The sequence below is a fragment of the Chloroflexota bacterium genome (genome assembly GCA_016875535.1).
Classification (GTDB): Bacteria; Chloroflexota; Dehalococcoidia; order SHYB01; family SHYB01; genus VGPF01.
Window position 1 is genome coordinate 63002 of the sequence record VGPF01000001.1, and the last position, 20678, is coordinate 83679.

General features: G+C 64.8%; 17 protein-coding genes and 1 pseudogene. 7 read left to right on the forward strand and 11 right to left on the reverse strand.

The genetic code is table 11. From position 1 onward, the window contains the following. Positions 1 to 12 precede the first annotated feature (12 nt). The 3 genes from FJ039_00310 to FJ039_00320 form a co-directional block, all read right to left on the reverse strand. A complete protein-coding gene (locus FJ039_00310; GenBank protein MBM4404619.1) occupies positions 13 to 669 on the reverse strand; it encodes a TetR/AcrR family transcriptional regulator in 657 nt (218 codons plus the stop codon). Between the two features lie 165 nt (positions 670 to 834). Further along, positions 835 to 2070 (reverse strand): acyl-CoA dehydrogenase, encoded by a 1236-nt coding sequence (locus FJ039_00315; GenBank protein MBM4404620.1) that lies wholly within the window; start codon positions 2068 to 2070, stop codon positions 835 to 837. Next, positions 2015 to 3331, reverse strand: a complete 1317-nt coding sequence (locus FJ039_00320; protein ID MBM4404621.1) for an acyl-CoA dehydrogenase — start codon at positions 3329 to 3331, stop codon at positions 2015 to 2017. Before FJ039_00320 ends, FJ039_00315 begins: the two co-directional genes overlap by 56 nt. Here FJ039_00320 and FJ039_00325 point away from each other — a divergent pair. Next, a complete protein-coding gene (locus FJ039_00325; protein ID MBM4404622.1) occupies positions 3255 to 4145 on the forward strand; it encodes an SMP-30/gluconolactonase/LRE family protein in 891 nt (296 codons plus the stop codon). The two genes, FJ039_00320 and FJ039_00325, sit on opposite strands and share 77 nt — an antisense overlap. A gap of 265 nt (positions 4146 to 4410) precedes the next feature. On the opposite strand, the gene FJ039_00330 is transcribed toward FJ039_00325, so the two are convergent. After that, a complete protein-coding gene (locus tag FJ039_00330; GenBank protein ID MBM4404623.1) occupies positions 4411 to 4752 on the reverse strand; it encodes a hypothetical protein in 342 nt (113 codons plus the stop codon). Here FJ039_00330 and FJ039_00335 point away from each other — a divergent pair. Next, the gene (locus tag FJ039_00335; GenBank protein MBM4404624.1) at positions 4708 to 6219 is read left to right on the forward strand and encodes an ABC transporter substrate-binding protein; all 1512 of its coding nucleotides are present in this window, start codon (positions 4708 to 4710) and stop codon (positions 6217 to 6219) included. The genes FJ039_00330 and FJ039_00335 overlap by 45 nt on opposite strands. A gap of 234 nt (positions 6220 to 6453) precedes the next feature. Continuing rightward, on the forward strand, positions 6454 to 8280 hold the full coding sequence (locus FJ039_00340) for an ABC transporter substrate-binding protein (protein MBM4404625.1): 1827 nt from the start codon (positions 6454 to 6456) through the stop codon (positions 8278 to 8280). A 641-nt stretch (positions 8281 to 8921) separates the two neighbouring features. On the opposite strand, the gene FJ039_00345 is transcribed toward FJ039_00340, so the two are convergent. Together FJ039_00345 and FJ039_00350 are read right to left on the reverse strand one after the other, a co-directional pair. Further along, positions 8922 to 10136, reverse strand: coding sequence for a CoA transferase (locus FJ039_00345; GenBank protein ID MBM4404626.1), 1215 nt, complete (start codon positions 10134 to 10136; stop codon positions 8922 to 8924). Next, entirely contained in the window at positions 10133 to 11377 is a 1245-nt protein-coding gene (locus FJ039_00350) for a hypothetical protein (GenBank protein ID MBM4404627.1), read from the reverse strand. Before FJ039_00350 ends, FJ039_00345 begins: the two co-directional genes overlap by 4 nt. A 121-nt stretch (positions 11378 to 11498) precedes the next feature. Here FJ039_00350 and FJ039_00355 point away from each other — a divergent pair, with 121 nt between their 5' ends. Then, positions 11499 to 12653, forward strand: coding sequence for a hypothetical protein (locus FJ039_00355; GenBank protein MBM4404628.1), 1155 nt, complete (start codon positions 11499 to 11501; stop codon positions 12651 to 12653). Here FJ039_00355 and FJ039_00360 read toward each other — a convergent pair. The 4 genes from FJ039_00360 to FJ039_00375 all read right to left on the reverse strand — a co-directional run bounded on the left by FJ039_00360 (position 12650) and on the right by FJ039_00375 (position 17155). After that, positions 12650 to 13390 (reverse strand): tyrosine-protein phosphatase, encoded by a 741-nt coding sequence (locus FJ039_00360; GenBank protein ID MBM4404629.1) that lies wholly within the window; start codon positions 13388 to 13390, stop codon positions 12650 to 12652. The two genes, FJ039_00355 and FJ039_00360, sit on opposite strands and share 4 nt — an antisense overlap. Then, positions 13387 to 14340, reverse strand: a complete 954-nt coding sequence (hemH, locus tag FJ039_00365) for a ferrochelatase (protein ID MBM4404630.1) — start codon at positions 14338 to 14340, stop codon at positions 13387 to 13389. The genes FJ039_00360 and hemH overlap by 4 nt, the downstream gene beginning before the upstream one ends. A gap of 12 nt (positions 14341 to 14352) precedes the next feature. Then, positions 14353 to 15405 (reverse strand): uroporphyrinogen decarboxylase, encoded by a 1053-nt coding sequence (gene hemE, locus FJ039_00370; protein ID MBM4404631.1) that lies wholly within the window; start codon positions 15403 to 15405, stop codon positions 14353 to 14355. Positions 15406 to 15547: 142 nt separating this feature from the next. Beyond that, positions 15548 to 17155, reverse strand: a complete 1608-nt coding sequence (locus FJ039_00375; GenBank protein ID MBM4404632.1) for an ABC transporter substrate-binding protein — start codon at positions 17153 to 17155, stop codon at positions 15548 to 15550. On the opposite strand from FJ039_00375, the gene FJ039_00380 reads away from it, so the two are divergent. Both FJ039_00380 and FJ039_00385 read left to right on the forward strand, forming a co-directional pair. Then, positions 17103 to 17480, forward strand: coding sequence for a hypothetical protein (locus FJ039_00380; GenBank protein ID MBM4404633.1), 378 nt, complete (start codon positions 17103 to 17105; stop codon positions 17478 to 17480). The genes FJ039_00375 and FJ039_00380 overlap by 53 nt on opposite strands. A gap of 99 nt (positions 17481 to 17579) precedes the next feature. Beyond that, entirely contained in the window at positions 17580 to 18788 is a 1209-nt protein-coding gene (locus tag FJ039_00385; GenBank protein ID MBM4404634.1) for a TCR/Tet family MFS transporter, read from the forward strand. Here FJ039_00385 and FJ039_00390 read toward each other — a convergent pair. Continuing rightward, positions 18785 to 19552 (reverse strand): glucose 1-dehydrogenase, encoded by a 768-nt coding sequence (locus tag FJ039_00390; GenBank protein MBM4404635.1) that lies wholly within the window; start codon positions 19550 to 19552, stop codon positions 18785 to 18787. The genes FJ039_00385 and FJ039_00390 overlap by 4 nt on opposite strands. Positions 19553 to 19828: 276 nt before the next feature. Between FJ039_00390 and FJ039_00395 the strand changes: the two are divergent. Further along, positions 19829 to 20668 (forward strand): annotated as a pseudogene (locus FJ039_00395) (xanthine dehydrogenase family protein subunit M). The last annotated feature ends 10 nt before the right edge of the window (positions 20669 to 20678 follow it).

Here is a 20678-nt window from a genome sequence, read left to right on the forward strand (position 1 = left end):
CGGCTTGAACTGTCATCGCTGTGCCTCCATGAGTCGTAGGCCGAGCTTGCTCGCAACGGCGCCAGAGTCCTTGCTTAAGAACATGCGGACGAGCAGGGCGGCGATGGCGTTGGTATCGAAGGCGCCGCCGGTGCGGTACCAGTTGGGCATCCAGGTGATGGCGCCCATGACCAGGCGGATGGCGGCCTTGCTTTCGGCCTCGCCGAAGAGCCCTTCGCGGACGCCTTCATCAATGATGGCGTCATAGATAGAGTGGAAGCGATCGCGCTCCTGGGTGAGGATGCGGCGGTACTTGGCCGGGAAGGTGGGCATGAGGATATTGGAGGCGGTGCGGGCGGCGACGAAGCCCATGGCGGCGCGCTGGACGACGTGCTCCACGTGGGCGGTGAATGCGGCCTCCAGCTTGACGAGGGGGCTGCCCTCCTTGGGAACGCGAGACTGGACATAGGCGTGGACGCTCTTCATGGCCTGGGAGTGCAGGTCGTAGAAGACATCGTCCTTGGACTTGTAGTAGTAGTAGATGAAGCCCTTGGTGACGCCCATCTGGCGGGCGATGTGCTCCATCGTGGTGCCGACATAGCCGCGCTCTTGGAAGACGGTGGCGGCGGCTTGTTGGATCCGCTCGCGCTCGTGCTCGGCCTTGATGTTTTTACTCGCCGCCAGGGTCATGAAACGTTTATTCCTACCAGTAGGTTTTTCGTACTTGCGAGTATAACGGCGGCAGGATACCGCAGGCGGCGCGAGGCCGTCAAGGGGGGATTCCCTCGGTTCGGGCCAGGGAGGAACGCCGATTCCCGTCAGCTTTCCGAAGGAAAGCGCGAGGCGCCGACGCGGTTAGCGGGGCAGGCCCAGGCCGCGGGTGGCAATGACGTTGCGCTGGATCTCCGAGGTGCCGCCGGTGATGGTGCCGACGGGGTTGCCGCGGTAGGCCTTCTCCAGCTCGCCGTCCAGGGGGGCGAGGTCGCTTTCCTTTCGGAGCTGGCCATAGAGGCCGAACATCTGGACGCCCAAGCGAGCGACGCGCTGGTTGTACTCGCGGAGGAAGAGCTTGAGGATGGAGGCTTCGATATTCGGCACGACGCCTTTGCCCTGCATCCAAGCGGTGCGAAAGGAGAGGCCACGAACGGCCTGGGCCTCGATGACAAGGGTCGCGAGGCGGTGGAGGAGGAGGGGGTCGTCCGCGGGGCGGCGGCCGGAAGGGCCGGGCTGGTGGGCGAGGGCGATCATCTTCTCCAGGCGGTGAAGGGTCTTGCTGATGGGGAAGAAGCGCTCGAGGTCTATGGCGGCGGCGAGGTAGTACCAGCCTTTGTTGGGCTCGCCGAGGAGGTGGCGCTTGGAGACGCGGACGTTATCGTAGAAGACGATGTTGGTGCGCTCGCCGCTGAGGGTGTAGATGCCCTGGGCGGTGATGCCCGGACTCTTGGCGTCCACCATGAAGAGGGAGACGCCCTTGTGCTTGGGGGCTTGGAAGTCCGTTCGCGCGGCGAGCCAAACATAGTCCACGACGTGGGTTTCGCTGTTGAAGATCTTCTGGCCGTTGAGCACATAATCGTCGCCGTCTTCCTTGGCGGCGAGCTTGAGGGAGGCGAGATCGGAGCCGGCCTCCGGCTCGGTGTAGCCGAGGCCGAAGAAGATCTCGCCCTTGGCGATCTTGGGGAGGAACTCCTTCTTCTGCCACTCGGTGCCGAAGAGCATGATGCAGGGGCCGACGACGCTGGCGCCGAAGCCGGGAGAGGGAGCATCGGCGTAGTCCATCTCCTCCGAGAGGATGAAGCGGTGCATGAAGCTCTTGCCGAGGCCGCCGTACTCCTTGGGCCAGGTGAGGCCCATCCAGCCCTTATCGCCCATCTTTTTGAGGAAGCGCCTGCCCAGGGGGCCCAGGCCGGTGCCAACTTCGCCGGAGGTGCGCTCCTTGCGTGTGGCCTCGTCCAGGTGTTCGCCGATGAAGGCGCGTACCTCGGCCTGGAAATCGCGGAGCTCGGGGGCGACGGGATATTCGAGGAGCTTGCCCATGCTAGGCCACCAGGTCCATAAGCCGCGCGCCGACGCGCTTGGTATGGAAATCGGCATCGCCCAGGAGGGTTTCCAGGGGCTTCATGCGCAGGAAGTACATCTGCATGGCGTGATCCGTGATGACACCGATACCGCCGTGCACCTGGTGGCCGGTCTGCATGACGCGCATGCAGGCGGGGGCGCACCAGGCCTTGGCGGCCGAGGCTTCGAAGGCGATATCGCCGCCTTGGACGATGCGCTCGGCGAGGCGATAGGCGGTGTTGCGGGAGATGTCCGCATCGGAGGCCATGTTGGCGAGGTGGTGCTGGACGGCCTGGAAGCTGCCGATGGGCCTGCCGAACTGGACGCGCACCTTGGCGTAATCGCGGGTGAACTCCAGGGCGCGCTGGGCCATGCCGCTCATGAAGAGGGATTGCATGGCGGCGCCGAGCTGGATGGCGCGCTCCAGGATGGCGGCCCCATCGCCGGGGAGGAGGTCGCCTTTCGCCACAGGGGTCGCGCGGAAGTCTACATTGGCCTGGTTATCCCAGCCGGTGGTGGCGAGGGCTTTGGCGGAGACGGAGGCCTGGACGCGCGGGACGATGGTGACGGCGACTTTGCCTTCGGGCGTCTTGGCGGCGACGAGGTAGTGGGTGGCATAGGAGCCGCAAGGGACGAAGTATTTGTTCCCGGTGAGGGCGTAGCCGCCAGCCGCAAGATGCAGGGTCGCGGCAAGGTGCTCGGCGGTGTACTCCCCGGCCTTTTCAGGCCAGGCGATGGTGAAGACGGCGACGCCATCGGCCACGGCGGGGAGATGCTTCCGCTTCTGCTCCTCGGACCCGTACTGCTGGAGGAGCATGGCGCTGAGGGCGGTCCAGAGGTAGGGGCCGGGGAAGGCAGCGCGGCCCAGCTCGTCCAGGAGGACGGCGACGTCGAGGAAGGAGCCGTCGCTGCCGCCATACTGGGCGGGCACGGGCAGGCTGGGCCAGCCCAGATCGGCGATCTTTTTCCACAGCTCAGCCGGGAAGGAGGCGGGGGCTTGCTCCAAGGAGCGGACGAAGGTGAGGGGCGCTTCCTTATTGAGGAAGGCTCGCGCGGAGGAGCGGAGCATCTCCTGCTCTTGGGTAAAGGTGATGCCGACGTTGAGTTCCATAGCCAACGCAGAATAGAGAGCGGCGGGGATCGAGTCAAGGCGAGACGCGGCGCGTTGACGGTTGCATACCCCTGTGCTAGCTTCGCCATCTGCACGAAAGGAGCACGCCATGACCAGCGCTGATTTCGAGATACGGTCGCCTGAGCTCCGGGCGATCCTGCGGCCCGATTCCAAGGTGGAGTGCATCGTGCCCAAGTTGACCTTTCTTGAAGGTCCGGTGTGGACGCCGAAGGAGAACTGCCTGATCTTCAGCGATATCCAGGCGAGCACGATGTACCGATGGTCGGAGAAGGGCGGCCTTTCGATCTTCCGCAAGCCTTCGGGCTATGCCAACGGGAACTACCTGGACCTGCAGGGGCGGCTGGTGACGGCGGGCCACAGCAGCCGGAATGTGACGCGGACGGAGGCGGACGGGCGCATCACGGTGCTGGCGGAGCGCTACCAGGGGAAGAAGCTGAACGCGCCGAACGACCTGGTGGTGAAGAGCGACGGCTCCATCTGGTTCACGGACCCGCAGTACGGGAGGCACACGGAGGAGCTGCGGCAGAAGGAGCCGTTCGAGATGGCGGAGCGGCACGTCTACCGCCTGGACCCGGAGACGGGCATCCTCACGTCCGTGGCGGCGGACTTCGAGGGGCCGAACGGCCTCTGCTTCTCTCCGGACGAATCGAAGCTGTACATCGCAGACACGGCGCGGAAGCATGTTCGCGTCTTTGACGTGACGGGCGGGCGCTCCCTGAGGAACAGCCGTCTGTTCGCGGAGATCTCTCCGGGGGTGCCGGACGGGATCCGGGCGGACACGGAGGGGCGGCTTTATTGCACAGCGGGCGACGGCATCCATGTCTTCAGCACGAGCGGCGAACTGCTGGGGAAGATCCGTTTGCCGGAGACGCCGGCGAACTGCGCCTTCGGCGGAGGCGACCGGCGGAGGCTGTTCATCACGGCCCGCACGTCGCTCTATGGGGTGACGCTGGCGGCAACGGGGGCGCAGAGGCCGTAGGCCCTGCTCCTAGACGGAGAGCAACGGGGAAAAAGCAAGCGCGGACGGCCCAAGGGCGGCCCCCAATCTTCATTACGTAAAGGCATCCGCCAAGCTGCCTACGGCGTACTTTCAAGAACACGGGCGAACGGCTTGACTTGGAGAAGAGCGGCCCCCTATAGTTTCCAGCAGTTTCCCGACACCGCAGGCAAGAGGCGTTTCCCTTTTGCCTAAGTTTCTGGAGAAGCCAGAACAGAGATATTGAGGAGGAACAATGACAGGAAAGCTATTGAAGGGCAGGCTGCTGGCGGCGCTCGCGCTCATGGCGGTTATCGTCATGGTCGTGACGGCGTGCGGCGGCGACGATGAAGAGAAGGCGACGGTTGCGCCGACGGCGGGACCGACGGCCGCAGGGCCGACGGCGACGCGCGCGCCGACGGCGACCGTTCCGGCACCGACGCAGCCGCCGGCCCCGACGCCGACGGCCGTCCCGACGCCCACCAGAGCGCCGCTCCCAACGCCCACAGCCGTGGGTCAGCAGATCACGCGCGGCGGCGTGTATAACATCCGCCTGCTGGCAGATGTGACGCAAGGCCTGGGCTGGGACAACCACCAGGTGAGCGGCCATACGCCCATCAAGGTCGTCACCGCGATGAGCAACGGCCTGCTGATGCTGGACGAGCTGAAACCGACGACGATCAAGGCGGACGCCGCCGAGAGCTGGTCCGCCAGCGCGGACGGCCTGACGTACACGGTGAAGCTGCGCAAGGACGTCTTCTTCCATGACGGCGCGCAGATGACCGTGAAGGACGTCATCTTCTCCTACAAGCGCATCATCGGCGAGATCAACACGGGCTACGTGAGCCACATCCGCGGCAACTTCTCTCCGTACATTGACGTGATGGAGGCGCCGGACGATCACACGCTGGTGGTGCGGCTCAAGGCCCCCGCCGCCGCGTTCGTGTACAGTCTCGCGAACCTCTTCGCGGTGATCCAGCAAGAGAAGCTGGGCTCCGATTACATGAAGCTGGCCGCGAATACGCCCATCGGCACCGGGCCCTACCGCTTCGTTGAGCGGAGACCGGGCCTCTCCATCACGCTCCGCAAGAACGACCGCTACTTCAAGAAGGATGCCCAGGGCCAGGCGCTCCCGTACCTGGACGGACTGGAATACCAGATCGTGCCGGACAGCACCACGGCACTGGCGGCCTTCCGCACCGCACGGTTCCTTGAGGCCGACTACCTTGACCCCGCCGCGCTGAACAGCCAGATCGAGACGTTCAAGCGCGAGCTGCCGACCTATACGTACTTGACGGGCTACGGCTCCTGGCAGCACCTGGGCTTCGGCAACAAGGCTCCGTACACGGACGTCCGCATCCGAACGGCGCTGAACAACCTGATTGACCGGCCCGGATTCGTCACGGTGAACTTCCCGGGCATCGGCCATTCGGGCGCATCGCCCCTCATGCCGCCCTCCATCGGCGGGTCATGGGGCCTGACGGACCAGGAGACGGCGACGCTCATCAACACCGGCCCGGTGACGGCTGACCACATCGCGCGGGCGAAGCAGCTGTTCCGGGAAGCGGGCGTGGACTACGACAAGTTCGAAATCAAGATCCTGACGCTGCCGATCCCGCAGTTCACGGACGCCACCGCGACGATCCAGGCGCAGTGGAAGAAGGCGGGCTTGAACGTGACGCTGGAAGTGCCAACGCAGCAGGTCTACACGAACCGGCGCCTGGCAGGAGACTATGAAATCTACTACATCCCGTCCACGGCAGCCGTTGACGATCCCGACGTCTGGCTGGGCAACTGGTATACTTCGACTTCACCCTTGAACACGGCGAAGTGGAGCAATGCGAGGATTGACCAGCTCTACACGCAGCAGAGCCAGGCCACCGACCCGGAGCGCCGCAAGGCGATCGTGGCCGACCTGCAACGGGCCATCCTGACGGAGGGCAACTGGATCACGAAGATCGCGCACACCGGCGGTTATGTAGGCTGGTCGCCGCGCCTGCGGAACTTCAATCTGCAGTGCCCCGGCGCCTACTGCTTCCGCGGCCGGAACGAGATCACCTGGATCGCGCCCGCCTAGGCAGGCGACGAACTTTCGAGGCCCTAAGAGAGGGGCGGCTGGAGCCGCCCCTCTCTTTTTTCGTGTCGAAATCAGGCATCCAGCCGAGGGGTTCTGGCGTACACTCCTTAAAGGCGACCCTTTAGACTGCAAGATATTGACAGTTTCCGGGGTATCGCCCTATAGTATGCCCCCTTTCGCGGAGATCGCCGTTTTGGGCGACCCGGGAGTTCGGGTCAATATAAGGAGGAACGCATGAGCATCCGTTGGAGGAATCGTTTATTCGCTGCCCTTGCCCTCATGGCGGTGGTGGTCATGGTGGTGACGGCGTGCGGCGGCGACGATGATGAAGATACGCCGCCTACGGCGACGTCGGGGCCCGCAGCCACGGCGACGCCGCGTCCCGCGGCGACGGCCGCACCAACGTCGGCGGCGCCGACGGCAACGGCAGCGGTGCTCCCGACGGCGACACCACGCCCGACGGTATTACCAACGGTGGCGCCGACGGCAACGCCCGCGGGCGCGCGGCCCGTACGCGGCGGCACGTATAGCGTGCGCCTGCAATCGGACGTCGTGCAGGGCCTGAGCTGGGACCCGCACCTTTCCAGCGGGCACGTCCAGATCAAGGCAATGCCGAACGTCTTCAGCACGCTGCTGATGCTTGACGAACTGGACCATCAGACGGTCAAGGGAGACTTAGCGGAGAGCTGGAGCATCGCGCCTGACGGGCAGACCTATACGGTGAAGCTCCTCAAAGGCGTCACGTACCACGACGGCTCACCGCTCACGGCCAAAGACGTCATCTTCTCCCACAAGCGCCTGACGGGCGAGATCGCACTCACACCCCCCTCGCCGCACGTCTCGGCCTTCCGACCGTACATTGACATCATGGAGATGCCGGATGATTTCACCGTCATCTTCAGGCTGAAGCAGCCTTCGGCGGCCTTCATCTACAGCCTGGCCTTCCTCTTCGCGGCGATCCACCCGGAGAAGATGGGCTCGCCCTATGCGATGAACCCCGCGAACACGCCGATCGGCACGGGGCCCTTCAAGTGGATCGAGCGCAAGCCGAACATCAGCATCACGATGCGCCGCAATGACAGCTACTTCAAGAAGGACAAGGACGGTCAGGCGCTCCCGTACTTGGCGGAGCTTGACTTCCAAGTAATCAACGACGGCACAACGGCCTTCGCGGCCTTCCGCACAGGGAAGTTCCTGGAGGCAGATTACCTGGACCCCGGGTTGCTGAACACGAGCATTGACCAGACGAAGCGAGAATTCCCGAACTACATCTTCGAGACAGGCTACGGCTCCTGGAGACAGATCGGCTTCCGGAACAAGCCGCCGTACGACAACGTGAAGATCCGCCAGGCGCTGGACCTTCTCGTAGATCGCCCCGGCTTCGTGACCGCTCGCTATCCCGGCTATGGCCATGCCGGGGCAAGCCCGCTGCTGCCGCCGAGCCTCCGGGGGCGCTGGGGGCTGACGGACCAGGAGACGAGCACGCTGATCAATACAGGCCCCGTGACGCCGCAGATCATCCAGAGGGCCCGACAGCTCTTCGTCGAGGCGGGCGTAGACTACGATAAGTTCGAAGTGAAGCTGATGACCCTACCCATCCCACTCTACACGGACGATGCCGCCTTCATCCAAAGCGCCTGGAAGAAGGCCGGATTGAACGTGACGCTGGAAGTGCCGGCGCAGGCGGACTACTCGGTGCGACGCATCGCCGGGAACTTCGACGTGTACTACGTGCCCGCGACGAGCAACACGGACGATCCCGACCTGGTGCTGGGCCAGTGGTACCCGACGGGAGCCTCGCAGAACTACGGCAAGTTCAGCAACGCGAAGATCGACCAGCTGTACAACGACCAGAGCCGCGCCGTTGACCCGGCCCGCCGCAAGACTCTGGCCCAGGACCTCCAGCGGGAGATCCTTGGGGCCGGCAACTTCACGCCGAAGGTGGCGTGGGCCGGTTCATGGGTAGCGTGGTCGCCGCGCATGCGCAATTACAATGCAGCGTGCCCCGGGGCGTACTGCTTCCGCGGCAAGCATGACATCCTGTGGCTGGCGCCTGCATAGGCCCAACGCGGGCTGACGGAGAATGAAACTGGCCCCCGGCGTAACGCCGGGGGCCAGTTTGTTTATCAGGGAGAGGCGTGGGAGGCCTCACCCCGATGCGGCATCGGGGTCTCGAAGACTCGACCTGGGCATGTCCCCTTGTAGCTCGAAGATGAGCTGTAGCTAGAGGACGAGCACAGCTCATAAGAATGAGCACAGGCCATCGGAATGGCGCGCCCGGACGAAGAAGAGGGATGCGAACTAGAGACCTCTCCCAGATGTGATGAATCACATCTGGGAGAGGGTAAGGGCGCAGTGGGGAGGGCTGGCCTCTCCGATGAGATCGGAGCCCTGCGGGTAGGCCAGCCCCTACGGGAGAGGATATGAGGGCTGCAAGGGCAACCGAGGAGAGAAGGGGCGTGCCGCGCCGCAGCCGGAAAGAGGTTGTCACGCCCCTACGGCAGATGAGGAATCGGGTTGCGGGGCACCCCCGAGGGCGTAGCCGCTCCTCAGACAGGGGGCGCGCGCTCCGGTGCGGCCCCGATGCAACATGCGCGGTGAGGACACACGCGGTCCGAGCAGTCCGGACTCATAAGAATGAGAGTCCTTCAGAAAGGACCGCGTTCGTCCGATGTAATCGAACCGCCCCTACAAGGTTGTGGTTAGCGGAGGCCTTTGGTTTCGACGAGGCGCTCGACATCGGCCGGGGACATGCCGAGGAGCTCTTTGGTAACGTAGTCGTTGTGGTGGCCCCAGAAGGGCGCGTGGCGCAGGAGGTCGCGGGAGAGGCCGTGGACGTAGAGGGGCGAGGCGTAGGCGGGCTGGGTGCCGACGATGGGATGCGGATTGTCCACGTAGGCGCGGCGGACCTTGGTCTGGGGCGTGTGGATGACTTCGCCGACAGAGAGGACTTCGGCGGCGACGAGGCCTTTGCTGCGCAGGGGGGTGATGACTTGCTCGGGCGAGCGCTGCTTGGTCCATTCACCAACATGTCGCTCAAGGGATTCGATGTTCGCGGCGCGCTGGAGGGCATCGGCAAGATCGGCGCGGCGGGTCCATTCGGGGTTGCCTAGCGCGTCGCAGAGTCGGAGCCACTCTTCTTCCGTTCGGACGGAGATGGCGACCCACTTGTCATCGCCGGCGCAGGGGAAGGCGCCTTGGAGGAAGACGAACTCATCGCGGTCCTCCACTTTCACGGGCACGGCGGCGTTGTTGGCGGCGGCGAGGAAAACATCGGCGACGATATTGACGGTGACTTCGATCTGGGAGAGGTCTATGTGGCAGCCGCGGCCCGTGGCAAGGCGGCCCTGGAGTGCGGCCATAACAAGGCCGACGCCGTACATGCCGGAGATATAGTCGGTATAGACCCAAGGCGAGGCGGTAGGCGGGGCATTTTTATAGCCGAAGAGGGCGGCCATGCCGCTGACGCCTTCCAGGAGGGGGCCATAGGCGATGTAGTGCTTAGTGGGGCCCGTTGCGCCGAAGCCGGACATGGAGAGAAGGACGATGGCGGGATTGGCGCGGCGAAGGAGGTGAAAGGGGAGGCCGAGGCGATCCATGGTGCCTGCGGAGAAGTTTTCGACGATGACATCGCTGACGGTGACGAGCTCGAGGAAGGCGTTGCGGCCGCCTTCCTGGGTGAGGTCCAGGGTCATGCCGAGCTTATCGCGGTTCATGATGGTGAAGTAGTAGCTTCGATCTTGCCCGGCGACGCCGTCTTTCATGGGGAAGTTGGCGCGGAGGGTCTCGGGGCGCTTTGCGGTCTCGACCTTGATAACTTCGGCGCCGGCGCCGGCGAGAAGGGAGCAGCAATAGGGCGCGGCAACGGCGGTGCCGAGCTCGAGGACGCGGAGGCCCGCGAGGGGGTAGGCTGTCATACGACACCCGCCGCCGAAAGGGCATCTACATCGGCTGCAGAGAGGCCGAGCCAGGCCATGAGCAGATCGCGCGTGTGCTCGCCGAGGGCGGGAGCGCGTCGGCCATCGGGCGTCATTTCGCCGTCCACGCGATAGGGGGCGCGCAGGCCGATGAAGGGGCCGCCATCGGCGCGCTTGCCAGGGGCGAAGGCGCGGCGGGCGATGAGCTGCTCATCCTTCATGACGTTGTCCATAGTGCGCGCCGGGCCGATGGGGACATCGGCGGCCTGGGAGCGGACGTAGAGGTCTTCGGCCTCCTGCTCGTCGAGCCAGGGGGCCATGAGGGCCTCCAAGTCTTCCTTATATTGCGCGCGGGTGCGGCGGACCTGGAACATCTCGGCCTTGGTCCATTCCGGGTCGCCCATCATGCGGACGAAGCGCTGCCACTGGGCCTCCTGGATGATGAAGAGGCTGGCATAGCCGTCTTTCACCGGGAAGAAGCCGAAGGGGGCCATGCCCTTGACGCGCTTGTTGCGCCGCTCGACGACGCCGGAGAAGTTGTAGTTGTTGGTCTGATCGGCGACGACGGGGAAGAGGGTTTCAACTTCGGAGACGTCTACGAGGGTCCCGCCGCCGTTGTGGCGGCGGGCCATGAGGGCCAGGAGACATGCGGCGGCGCCCATGAGGCCGCCGGTGACGGCGGCGGGGCGCCCGGGAAGGACGAGGGGCGGGCTCTCCGGGCCGGGGACGTAGAAGGGGCTGGTGTGGCCGGCGCCGCTGGCTTGATAGGAGACGAATGGCGAGCCTGGGGCATCGCGGTCAGGGCCGGTGAGGCCAAAGGGCGTGACAGAAGCGATGACGAGTCGTGGGAGGTCCCGCTGGAGGTTTTCCAGGGAGAGGCCGAAGGAGGCGAGGACGGCAGGAGTATAGCCGCAGAGGAGGGCATCGGCTTCGCGGAGGAGGCTCTTGAAGAGGGCGCGGCCCGTCGGGGTGGAGAGGCGAAGGGCGATACTGCGCTTGGCGGCGTTGAGATGGGCGAAGAGGAGGCTATTCCCTGGCCCGGGACGTTCACCGGCAAAAGGAGGGGCTTCCCGGCCGCGATCGCCGAAGGGAAGAGGCTCGACCTTGAGGACGTCAGCGCCGAGATCGGCCAGGAGTTTCCCGGCGAAGGGAGTGGTGACCTCTTCGCCGAGCTCTATGATGCGGAGGCCAGTGAGAAGGGGCATGCACCCGAGTGTATCAGAGTCGCCAGACGCAATCATGCCCGTTTTAGGGGCCGGTCTGCACGGCTTTTTCACGCCACGCGCAGGGAAATTCACGCCTCCGGCGCGCCGGCTCAGGATGCTGTATCTGTTACGTCCACGAAGGTGAAAGGGGTTCCCTATGTTCCTGGAAGAGACGGTTGCGACGATCCTGGCAAAGGCGAAGAAGGGCCCACAGACGCTCTCCGTCTATCTGGACACGGACGCGGCGACGGGCCTATGGAAGGACAAGGTGTACAAGCTGGAGATGTCCCTGGCGAAGTTAGGGGAAAAGGCGGCAGGCACCGGGGATGCACGGTCGTTCGAGGCCGATAGGGGGAAGGTAACGGCCTTCCTGAAGAAATACAAGGCGAAGGGCGACGGCCTGGTGATCTTCGCCAGCGACGGGCAGGGGCTATGGTGGACGACATCGCTGCCGGTGCGAGTCCCGAACGAGGCGCGGTACGAGGCGAAGCCGCACGTGGCGCCGCTGGCAGCGATCTTCGACGAGTACCAGCGGTACTGCATCGCGGTGGTGGACAACCAGAATGCGCGGCTGCTGCTGGCGCACCTTGGCCAGATCGAGGAGCAGCAGGTGGTCGAGAGCGCGGTGCCGAAGCGGCATAAGCAGACGGAGCACGGCATCAAGGCAGAGAAGCGCCATGCAATCAGCGTGGCGCGGCACCTGGAGAAGGCGGTGGAGGCGCTGGACGCGCTGCACAAGAAGGCGCGCTTCAACCGCATCATCATCACGGGGGCGGCGGAGGCCGGGCCGAAGTTCGAAAAGGCGCTGCCGAAGCACCTGCAGCGGCTGGTCATCGCGCGGACGCGCTCGCCGCTCTACACGTCCAACGGGCAGATCCTGAACGAGGTGGCGAAGATCGAGGAGGCGTTTGAGCGGGAGAAGGAAGCGAAGCTGGTGGACGACCTCATCGCGCGGGCGGGGAAGCATGCGCGCGCGACCATCGGCGCGGACGCGACGCTGCTGGCGCTGCACGAGGGGCAGGTCTTTGAGCTCATCGTGGCGGAGGGGGCGAAGCTGGAGGGCGTGGTGTGCCAGAGCTGCGGCTTCGCCAGCGGCACAATCGTGAGGCAGTGCCCGCGGTGCCAGGCTGAGATGGAGCGGACGGAGGACCTGGCCGGGGTGGCGCTGAAGAAGGCGCTTGCCTCCGAGACGATACGAGCGGAAATGGTATCGGAAGCGGCGCGTGAAAAGCTGCTGGCCGAGGGCGGGATGGGCGCGCTGCTGACGGACGTGCCGTATTCGCGGGACGGGGTGCGACAGCGCAGGGCCTAGTCCAGGAGGAGCTGGCGGAGTCGGGCGACGGTCTCGTCCGGGACGCCGATGCTACGGAGGTAGCCGCCCATGTCCCTGTACTTAGCTTTGACCCACTGGAGAAGGCGCTCCATGGTCTCCGGCTTGGCTGTGAACATGGCCGGGGAGAAGCGCTCGGCGGTCTTTTCATAGCCGGGCGTGCCCTTGAGGCGCTGGAGGAAATCGCCGAGGTAGACCTCCGTGAGGGCATAATCGCTGATGATTTCTTCTTCGTTTACGTCCAGCGCGCCGAGGACGACGGCGGTGAGGATGCCGGTGCGGTCCTTGCCGCCCATGCAGTGGATGACGGCGGGGTGATTCTCGTCGTCGGCAAGGGTTGTGACGGCTGCGGCGATCTTATCGGCCGCGCCGACCATCATGTGGGCGTAGTGCTTGGCGACATCGCCGGTGACGCGAGGGTCGTTCTGGTTGACGAGCATGGCGGAGGTGAGAAAGGGCAAGTGGTGGTAGGCGGCCTGCTTCTCCGTCAGGGGGCTTTTGCCGTACTTGGCGAGCTCATCGTTGCTGCGCAGGTCAATGATGGTGCGGATCTTCAGGTCATCGGCGGCGAAGGCGATATCTTCGGGCTTCATGGGGTGATGGGCGTCGCTACGGAAGATGCGCCTCCATTTGACGGCCCGCCCACCCCTGGTGCGATAGCCGCCGATATCACGGAAGTTCTGCAGGCCTTTCATGGGATAGTGGCGCTGGCCGCTCATCGCAGTTCGCTCCGTTCACGCCGGACGACTTCGGCGAGGGCGGTGATCAGCTCGGGGGCGGTGTTGAGGGCTTCGATGCGGTGGAGCTTCAGGCCCACGGCTTCGGCATCTCTCCTCGCGGCGATGTCTACATCATAGAGAATCTCCAGGTGGTCGGCGAGGAACTGGATGGGCGCGATGAGGACGGACTTGCGGCCTTCTTTCGCGATCTGGGGCAGGACTTCCTTCAGGTCAGGCTTCAGCCATTCCTCCGTCGACTGCCCCGCGCTCTGATAGGAGAAGCGCCAGCGCTCCTTAGGCAGTCCAACACGGGAGGCGACGGCGGCGGCGGTATCGTGGAGCATCCGGGTATAGGCGGGTTCCAGGGCGACGACGCTCTTGGGAAGGCTGTGAGCGGACATGACGACAGGGATCGCGGCGCGCTCGGCGGCGGGGAGGCGGTCGAGGGCTTCCCGCACGCGGCGGGAGAGGCCATCCAGGAAGACGGGGACGGTGTGCCAGGCCTTTGCTATCCATAGCCTGCCCTGGGGACCGAGGACGGGCTTTGCGGCCTCAGCGGCTGCATAGTAGCCGGCCATGACGCCGGGGGTTTGCTGCGGGGCCATGATGATGCCGACGACGTCCGTGATGCGGTCCACAGCGGCGAGGTGGGCCATCGCCTCGTCAATCATAGGCGGGGCGTGCCGCATGCCGACAACGACGCTGTAGCGCTCGCCCGGTGTGGCGGCGGCGTTCAACAACTCTTGCAAGGCCTTGGCCTGGGCGAGGGTGATTTTCAGAAGCGGCGAGCCACCGATCATGCGGAAGCGGCCCTTGAACTCTTCCACGAAGGCAGGCGGGAAGGGGCGTCCGCCGCGAACGCGCGTGAGGTAATCGGGCACGTCATCCACGGTCGCGGGCGTGCCGAAGCTCATGAGGATAACGCCGATGGGCCGTGAGGGTTCCAGCATAGCGGGCATGGGTTATCGGCTCGGTTCGTTGTGAACAAGGTCCACGAGCCGAGCGAGGTTTTCGGGGTCCGCCTGGGGAAGGACGCCGTGGCCAAGGTTAAAGATGTGGCCGGGACGACCCTGGGCCATGCGGAGAATCTTTCGGGCCTCGGCGGCGATGACATCATAGGGGGCGAGGAGGATGGAGGGATCCAAGTTGCCCTGGATGCCCTTGCCGTGGCCGGTGCGCGCCCAGCCCTGATCGAGAGGGACGCGCCAATCCAGGCTCATGACGTCCGCCCCGGCGGAGGCCATGACTTCCAAGAGGTGCGCAGTGCCGGTGCCGAAGTGGATGGAGGGAAGGCCGATGGTGCGCATCTCCGTAAAGATGCGCTTGGAGTAGGGGAGGACGAAGCGCGCGTACTGCTCACGGCTGAGGACACCGACCCAGCTATCGAAGAGCTGGGCGACGTGGACGCCGCTGTTGGCTTGCTCCCGGAGGTAGCGCACGACGACCTCCGTGACCTTCTCCATGAGCCTGTGCCAGAGCTGCGGATCGCGGTACATGAGGCCGCGAACGAGATCGTAGGTGCGGGAGGGGCCGCCTTCGATGAGGTAGCAACACAGCGTGAAGGGTGAGCCGGAGAAGCCGATGACGGCGGTCTGCTCGCCGATCTCCTTGCGCACCAAGCGGAGGGCTTCGAAGAGATAGGGTGTGGCGCTAGCGGCTTCGACGATCCGGATGGCGTCCACATCGGCGGCGGTGCGCACCGGCTTTCCGATGACGGGGCCGACTTCGGGCTCTATGGTGAAGGGGACGCCCATGCCCTCCAAGGGGAGCATGATATCGGCGAAGATGACGGCGCCGTCCACGCCGAGGCGCTTGACGGGCATGAGGGTGACCTGGGCGCAGAGCTCGGGGTTCTTGGCCATGGTGAGCAAGTCATACTTCTTCCGCAATTCCCGGTATTCAGGAAGGGAGCGTCCGGCCTGGCGCATGAACCAGACGGGAGTAGCATCGGCCTGCTGGAGGCGCAGGGTCTTGAGAAAGCGATCAAGGCCTGTGGACTGTTTCGTGGAGGGCATGTCTCTTGTGCCGGACAAATAGGGATGCGGTACGGGAGACGGTGAGGCCCATTGTAGCACAGCACCCCGGGTCATTCAGAAAAAAGACCCGCCCCGATGGGGTCGGGGCGGGTCTGCGCTACTTCCGTTCCGCTAGCTACTGCTATTTGTTCAGCCAGATGGTGTCCATACGCAGTCCCATGTGGACGGCGAAGCGGCCCTGGCGGAAGCCCTCTACGGGCTTCTGGAGGGGCCAGGTGGAGAAGCTGTTCACAAAGGGGACGAAGATGGACTGGTCTATGAGGCGGCGCTGGAGGTTTTGCACGAGAAGCTTGCGCCGGTTGGGATCCAGGGCGCCTTCTTGATCAGCGGCGAGGCGGTCAACTTCGGCATCAGACCATTTGCCGTAGTTGCGCGGGCGTCCCGTAACCGTGTAATCGAGCACTGTGTCCGAGATGTCATCTATCACACGGCCACCGAAGAGGCCGGAGAAATCGAAGTCGCCGGCCATGAGGGAGGAGGAGAGCTGGCCACCGGTGGCGGTGAGGATCAGGTTGGTCTGGAAGCCCATCTTTCGGAACTGGGCCTCTAGGCCTTGGGAGACATCCGGGAAGTTGGCGGTGGACTGTATCTTAACGGTCACCTTGGAGGGGTCTACGCCAGCCGCGGTGAGGATACGCCGGCCCTCGGCGCGGTCGGCCTCGGTCACGCCTTTGAAGCCAGGAAGGGCAAGCATCTCCGAGGCGGGAAGGCCCCAGCGGCCGCCGCTCTCCGGGCCGAGCATGATGGAGGGCGGGTAGAAGGAGAGGCCGCCGCGATCCAGGGTGTGGACCTCCTTGAAGTCCATCATCATCATGACGGCTTTGCGCACCTGGAGGTTATCCCAAGGCGCTCTGTTGTTAAGGTAGTAGGCGAAGGAGTCGCGGCTAAAAGTGAGGATCTTGGCATCGGGCACAGAGGACTTCAGCTCGTTGCCGAACTGGAAGGTGAAGTCGAAGCCGCAACCGCAGTCCAGGCGACCGGTGCGGAAGGCGGCGCGGGCGGTGTTGACATCGGTGATGAACTGGAACTCCACGCCGTCAAGGAAAGGCAGGGCGCGGCCCCGCTCGTCCTTGCGGTGGTACGACTCGAAGCGCTTGGTGGTGAGGGTGTTCTGCGCCTTGTAATCGGTGACGACGAAGGGCCCGGTGCCGATGGGATTCTTGATGGCGTTGCTTGAATCTTTACCCAGGGACGGGTGATACATGAGGAGGAAGGGAGCGGCGAAGTTCGCCAGGAAAGAGGCGCTAGGCTTTTCGATGGTGAGGCGCAAGGTGCTGGCATCCACGGCCTCCATCTTAGTAATGGGGCGGACGCGGCTGAGGTTCACATTCAAGATGGCCGTGGGCGGACTGGGCGGCGGTGGATTTTTTGCACGATCAAGATTGAACAAGGCATCCTGTGCGGTGAAGGGCTGGCCGTTATGCCATTTGGCAGTCTTCACCAAGAAGATGGTGAGGACGGTGCCATCGGAACTCAGCTCCCAGCGCTCGGCCAGATCGGCCTCCAGGGTGCCGGGCTCTTCGGCCTTGAGGGCGATGAGGTTGCTCCAGATGTTGAGGGTGTGCTCGACGCTGAACTGGCTCGTGACGGCGTAGGTATCCCACGGCTCGAAATCGCGGAGGGAGCGAGCGCGAAGGACGCCGCCGCGCTTAGGCTCGACGCCCTGTGGAGTGGGCGTGGGCGTAGGCGGCGCGATGGGGACGGGCGTGGCGGTTGCGGGCGGCGGCACGGGGGTGCGGGTGGCGGTTGGTGCGGGCGCGGTGGTGGCCGTGGGCGGCGCGGCGGTTGGGCCCCGGGTGGGAGTGGGCTCGTCCTCATCGCCGCCGCAGGCAGTGACGACCAAGGCGGCTATGAGAGCGAGCACGGCAGCGACCCAGACGATGCGGAATCGTGGTCTCATCAGCGCATCCTCCACATTCTTTTCGCTAGGGATGAACGTCACCAAGGCCAAAGGAGTGGGCGAGGTGATGTTGCGAGATTCTATGGAGACGCTCCCGCCAGAGTCAAGGCATTTTGGCGTGCATTCTTTCGGTATACTCGACTCCCGCGCATGATTACGACAAACGCACGCGGATTCGGGGCCGCGAGGCAGGTGCAACGGCTTGTGGTATGCTTCCCCGGTTGTCTACCTCAGGAAGAAGCCTCTACCTTTGATGCGCCGCTCGCCCCTCACAGTCATTTATCTCACGGTCTTCATTGACCTGCTAGGTTTCGGCATCATCCTGCCGCTCCTTCCTCTCTATGCAGAGGAGCTTGGCGCCGGCGGCGTTTGGGTGGGCGGCATCCTGACGGCCTACTCCGGCCTGCAATTCCTGAGCGCGCCGTTCCTGGGGCGCTTGAGCGACCGCATCGGCCGGAGGCCGGTGATCCTCGCGAGCCTGGCGGGATCAGTCGCAGGCTTTCTCATCACCGGCTTCGCGGGGAGCCTGTGGGCGCTGCTTGCGGGGCGCGCGGTGGCGGGAGCCTCGGGCGGGAGCATCGCGCCTGCGCAGGCGTACATCGCGGATGTGACGACGCCAGGGCAACGGACGAAGGCGATGGGTCTCTTGGGGGCGTGCATCGGCCTTGGGTTCGTGCTTGGGCCCGCGCTGGGCGCGGGGCTGAGCCATTTCGGCTTCGGCGCGGCATCGTTCACGGCGGCGGGACTTGCGGGAGCGAATCTGCTCCTGGGGTATTTCATCCTGACGGAGCCGAGGCGGGAGCAAGCGGCTTCAACAGATCGGCGGCCGACCCTGGCGAGTCTCCTCACTGCGTTCACAAAGCCGGTGACGCGGCGGCTGCTTCTGGCGACGTTTCTCACGACGTTCGCCTTTGTGGCGATGGAGGCGACGTTCGCGCTGCTGGGCGAGAGACGTTATGACCTGAGCGAGGCTCGGCTCGGACTCATCTTCGCGTTCGGGGGCGTGGTCATCATCATCGTGCAGGGCGGGCTAGTCGGACGGCTGAGCGCGCAGATCGGCGAGCGGGCGACCGCGGCATGCGGCGCGGCGATCCTGACTGGAGGGCTCCTGCTGCTCCCGCTCGCACCGGGGCTGGGAGTCGCGGCGCTGCTGCTGGGGCTCATCGCCGCTGGGCAGGGACTCGTTTCGCCGGCGCTGTCCAGCATGCTTTCGCTGCATGCGGAATCGGGAAAGCAGGGAGGCCTGCTGGGCTTAGGGCAGGCGCACGCCGCGGCGGCGCGGGCGATCGGGCCAATCGTCGCGGGTGCGCTTTTTGACGCGGACGATGCGCTGCCGTATCTAGTGGCGGGGTTGATCGCGGCAGGAGTTGTGGTTGCGCTGCTGGGGGTATCGGCGAAGGGGCGCGCGGGCAAGTCGCGCACTTTTTCCCCGGTCACACATGGCGAGGAGAAGGGCTCTTAATGCGCCGTATAGCCGCCGTCTATAACGAGCTCACTGCCGGTGACGAACTTGGATTCGTCAGAAGCTAGATAGAGGATGCCGTAAGCGATATCGTCCGGCTCGCCGATGTGGCCGAGGGGGTGGAGGGCGCCGGCGGCCTTCTTGCCTTGTTCCACATTGCCCATCTGATTGAGGAAGTTCTCCACCATAGGCGTCCAAATGTAGCCTGGGTGGATTGAGTTCACACGGATCTGGTCGGAGGCGTAGAGCATGGCGTCCGTCTTGGTCATGAGGCGCACTGCGCCCTTAGAGGCGTGATAGGGAGGGACATCGGGGCCGCCGACGAGGCCATAGATGGAGGAGAGGTTGATGATGCTGGCCCTGCCCGCCTTCTTCATATAAGGGATAGCGTGCTTGGTGCAGAAGAAGAGACCCTTCACGTTGACGGCCATCACTTTGTCCCACTCTTCCGACGTCACCTCATGAGTCGGCTTGTTGACACCGGAGATGCCCGCGTTGTTCACGAGGACGTGCAGGCCGCCGAAGGCCGCGACGACTTCGGCGAAGACCGTTTTCACTTGGGGCTCATCGGCGACATCAAGCCGCCAGCCCTTCGCGACGCCGCCAGCCTTGGTAATCTCGCCGACGGTCTGCTCAAGCTGCTTTCCTAGCACGTCCGTGACGGCGACTTTCGCGCCTTCTTTCGCGAGCATCTTGGCGGCGGCCTTCCCGATCCCCAGAGCACCACCGGTCACGATCGCGACCTTTCCAGAGACACGCCCCATGACTTCCTCCTTGAATCGTCTCATCGGCTTGCTTTTCAAAAGTAACCTTCATCCGTGAAGGGGCCGTGAAGGAGCGCCGATGGGACGTGAAGCTGGTGTGAAGGCTCCCGCAGAGCGCGCACCAGTGATAGAGCCTCTTTATGCCTGTATGGGGCTCCCCAAAATCCGGCTTGTGGCACCCCAGGGCGCGGCTATAATACGAACCCTGCGGAGAGACCCGCTCCAACCCCCAGGAAAGGCGCACGTTTGAAGCTCTTTGCATACGCATCGCCCGCCACGCTGCACGAGGCGCTGGCTATCCTTGGGCGCAACGGCGTCCAGGCGCGGCCCTTGGCCGGCGGGACGGACCTCATCACGCAGATGAAGGAGCGCCGCCGGGAGCCGGACGTGGTGCTGGATATCAAGCGCATCCCGGAGTGCTCGCAGCTCTCTCACGAGCGGGACGGCCTGCACATCGGAGCGGCGGTGACGTGCACGGCGCTCATCAGCGACCCGACGGTGCGGGAGCGCTATCTGATCCTTGCGCAAGGAGCTTCGCTCATCGGCTCCGTGCAGATCCAGAACCGGGCAGGACTGGGCGGGAATCTGTGCAACGCCGCGCCATCGGCAGACGGCATACCGGGGCTCATCTGCCTGGGGGCGGAGGCGGTGATCGCCGGGCCGAAGGGACGCCGCGCGGTGCCGGTGGAGCATTTCTGCACCGGGCCGGGCAAGACGGTACTGGGGCGGGACGAGATGCTCCTGGAACTAGTCGTTCCGCCGCCGCCTGCGCAGAGCGCGGGGGCGTATATGCGCTTCATCCCGCGGGCGGAGATGGACATCGCGGTTGCGGGCGTCGGGAGCTTCATCACCCTCGAAGGCGCCCTCTGCAAAGAGGCGCGGATCGCGCTGGCGGCGGTGGCGCCGACACCGGTGCGGGCGCGGGCGGCGGAGCAATCGCTGGCGGGGCAGGCGCTGACGCGAGCGGCGATCGAGCGGGCGGGTGCACTTGCGATGGAAGCGGCGAGCCCCATAAGCGACGTACGGGGGTCCAAGGAATATCGCATGGAGCTGGTCCGCGTCCTCACGCGACGGACGCTGACGGAATGCGCGAAGCGTCTTCGCGTCCCACTGTAGGACCTTTTCC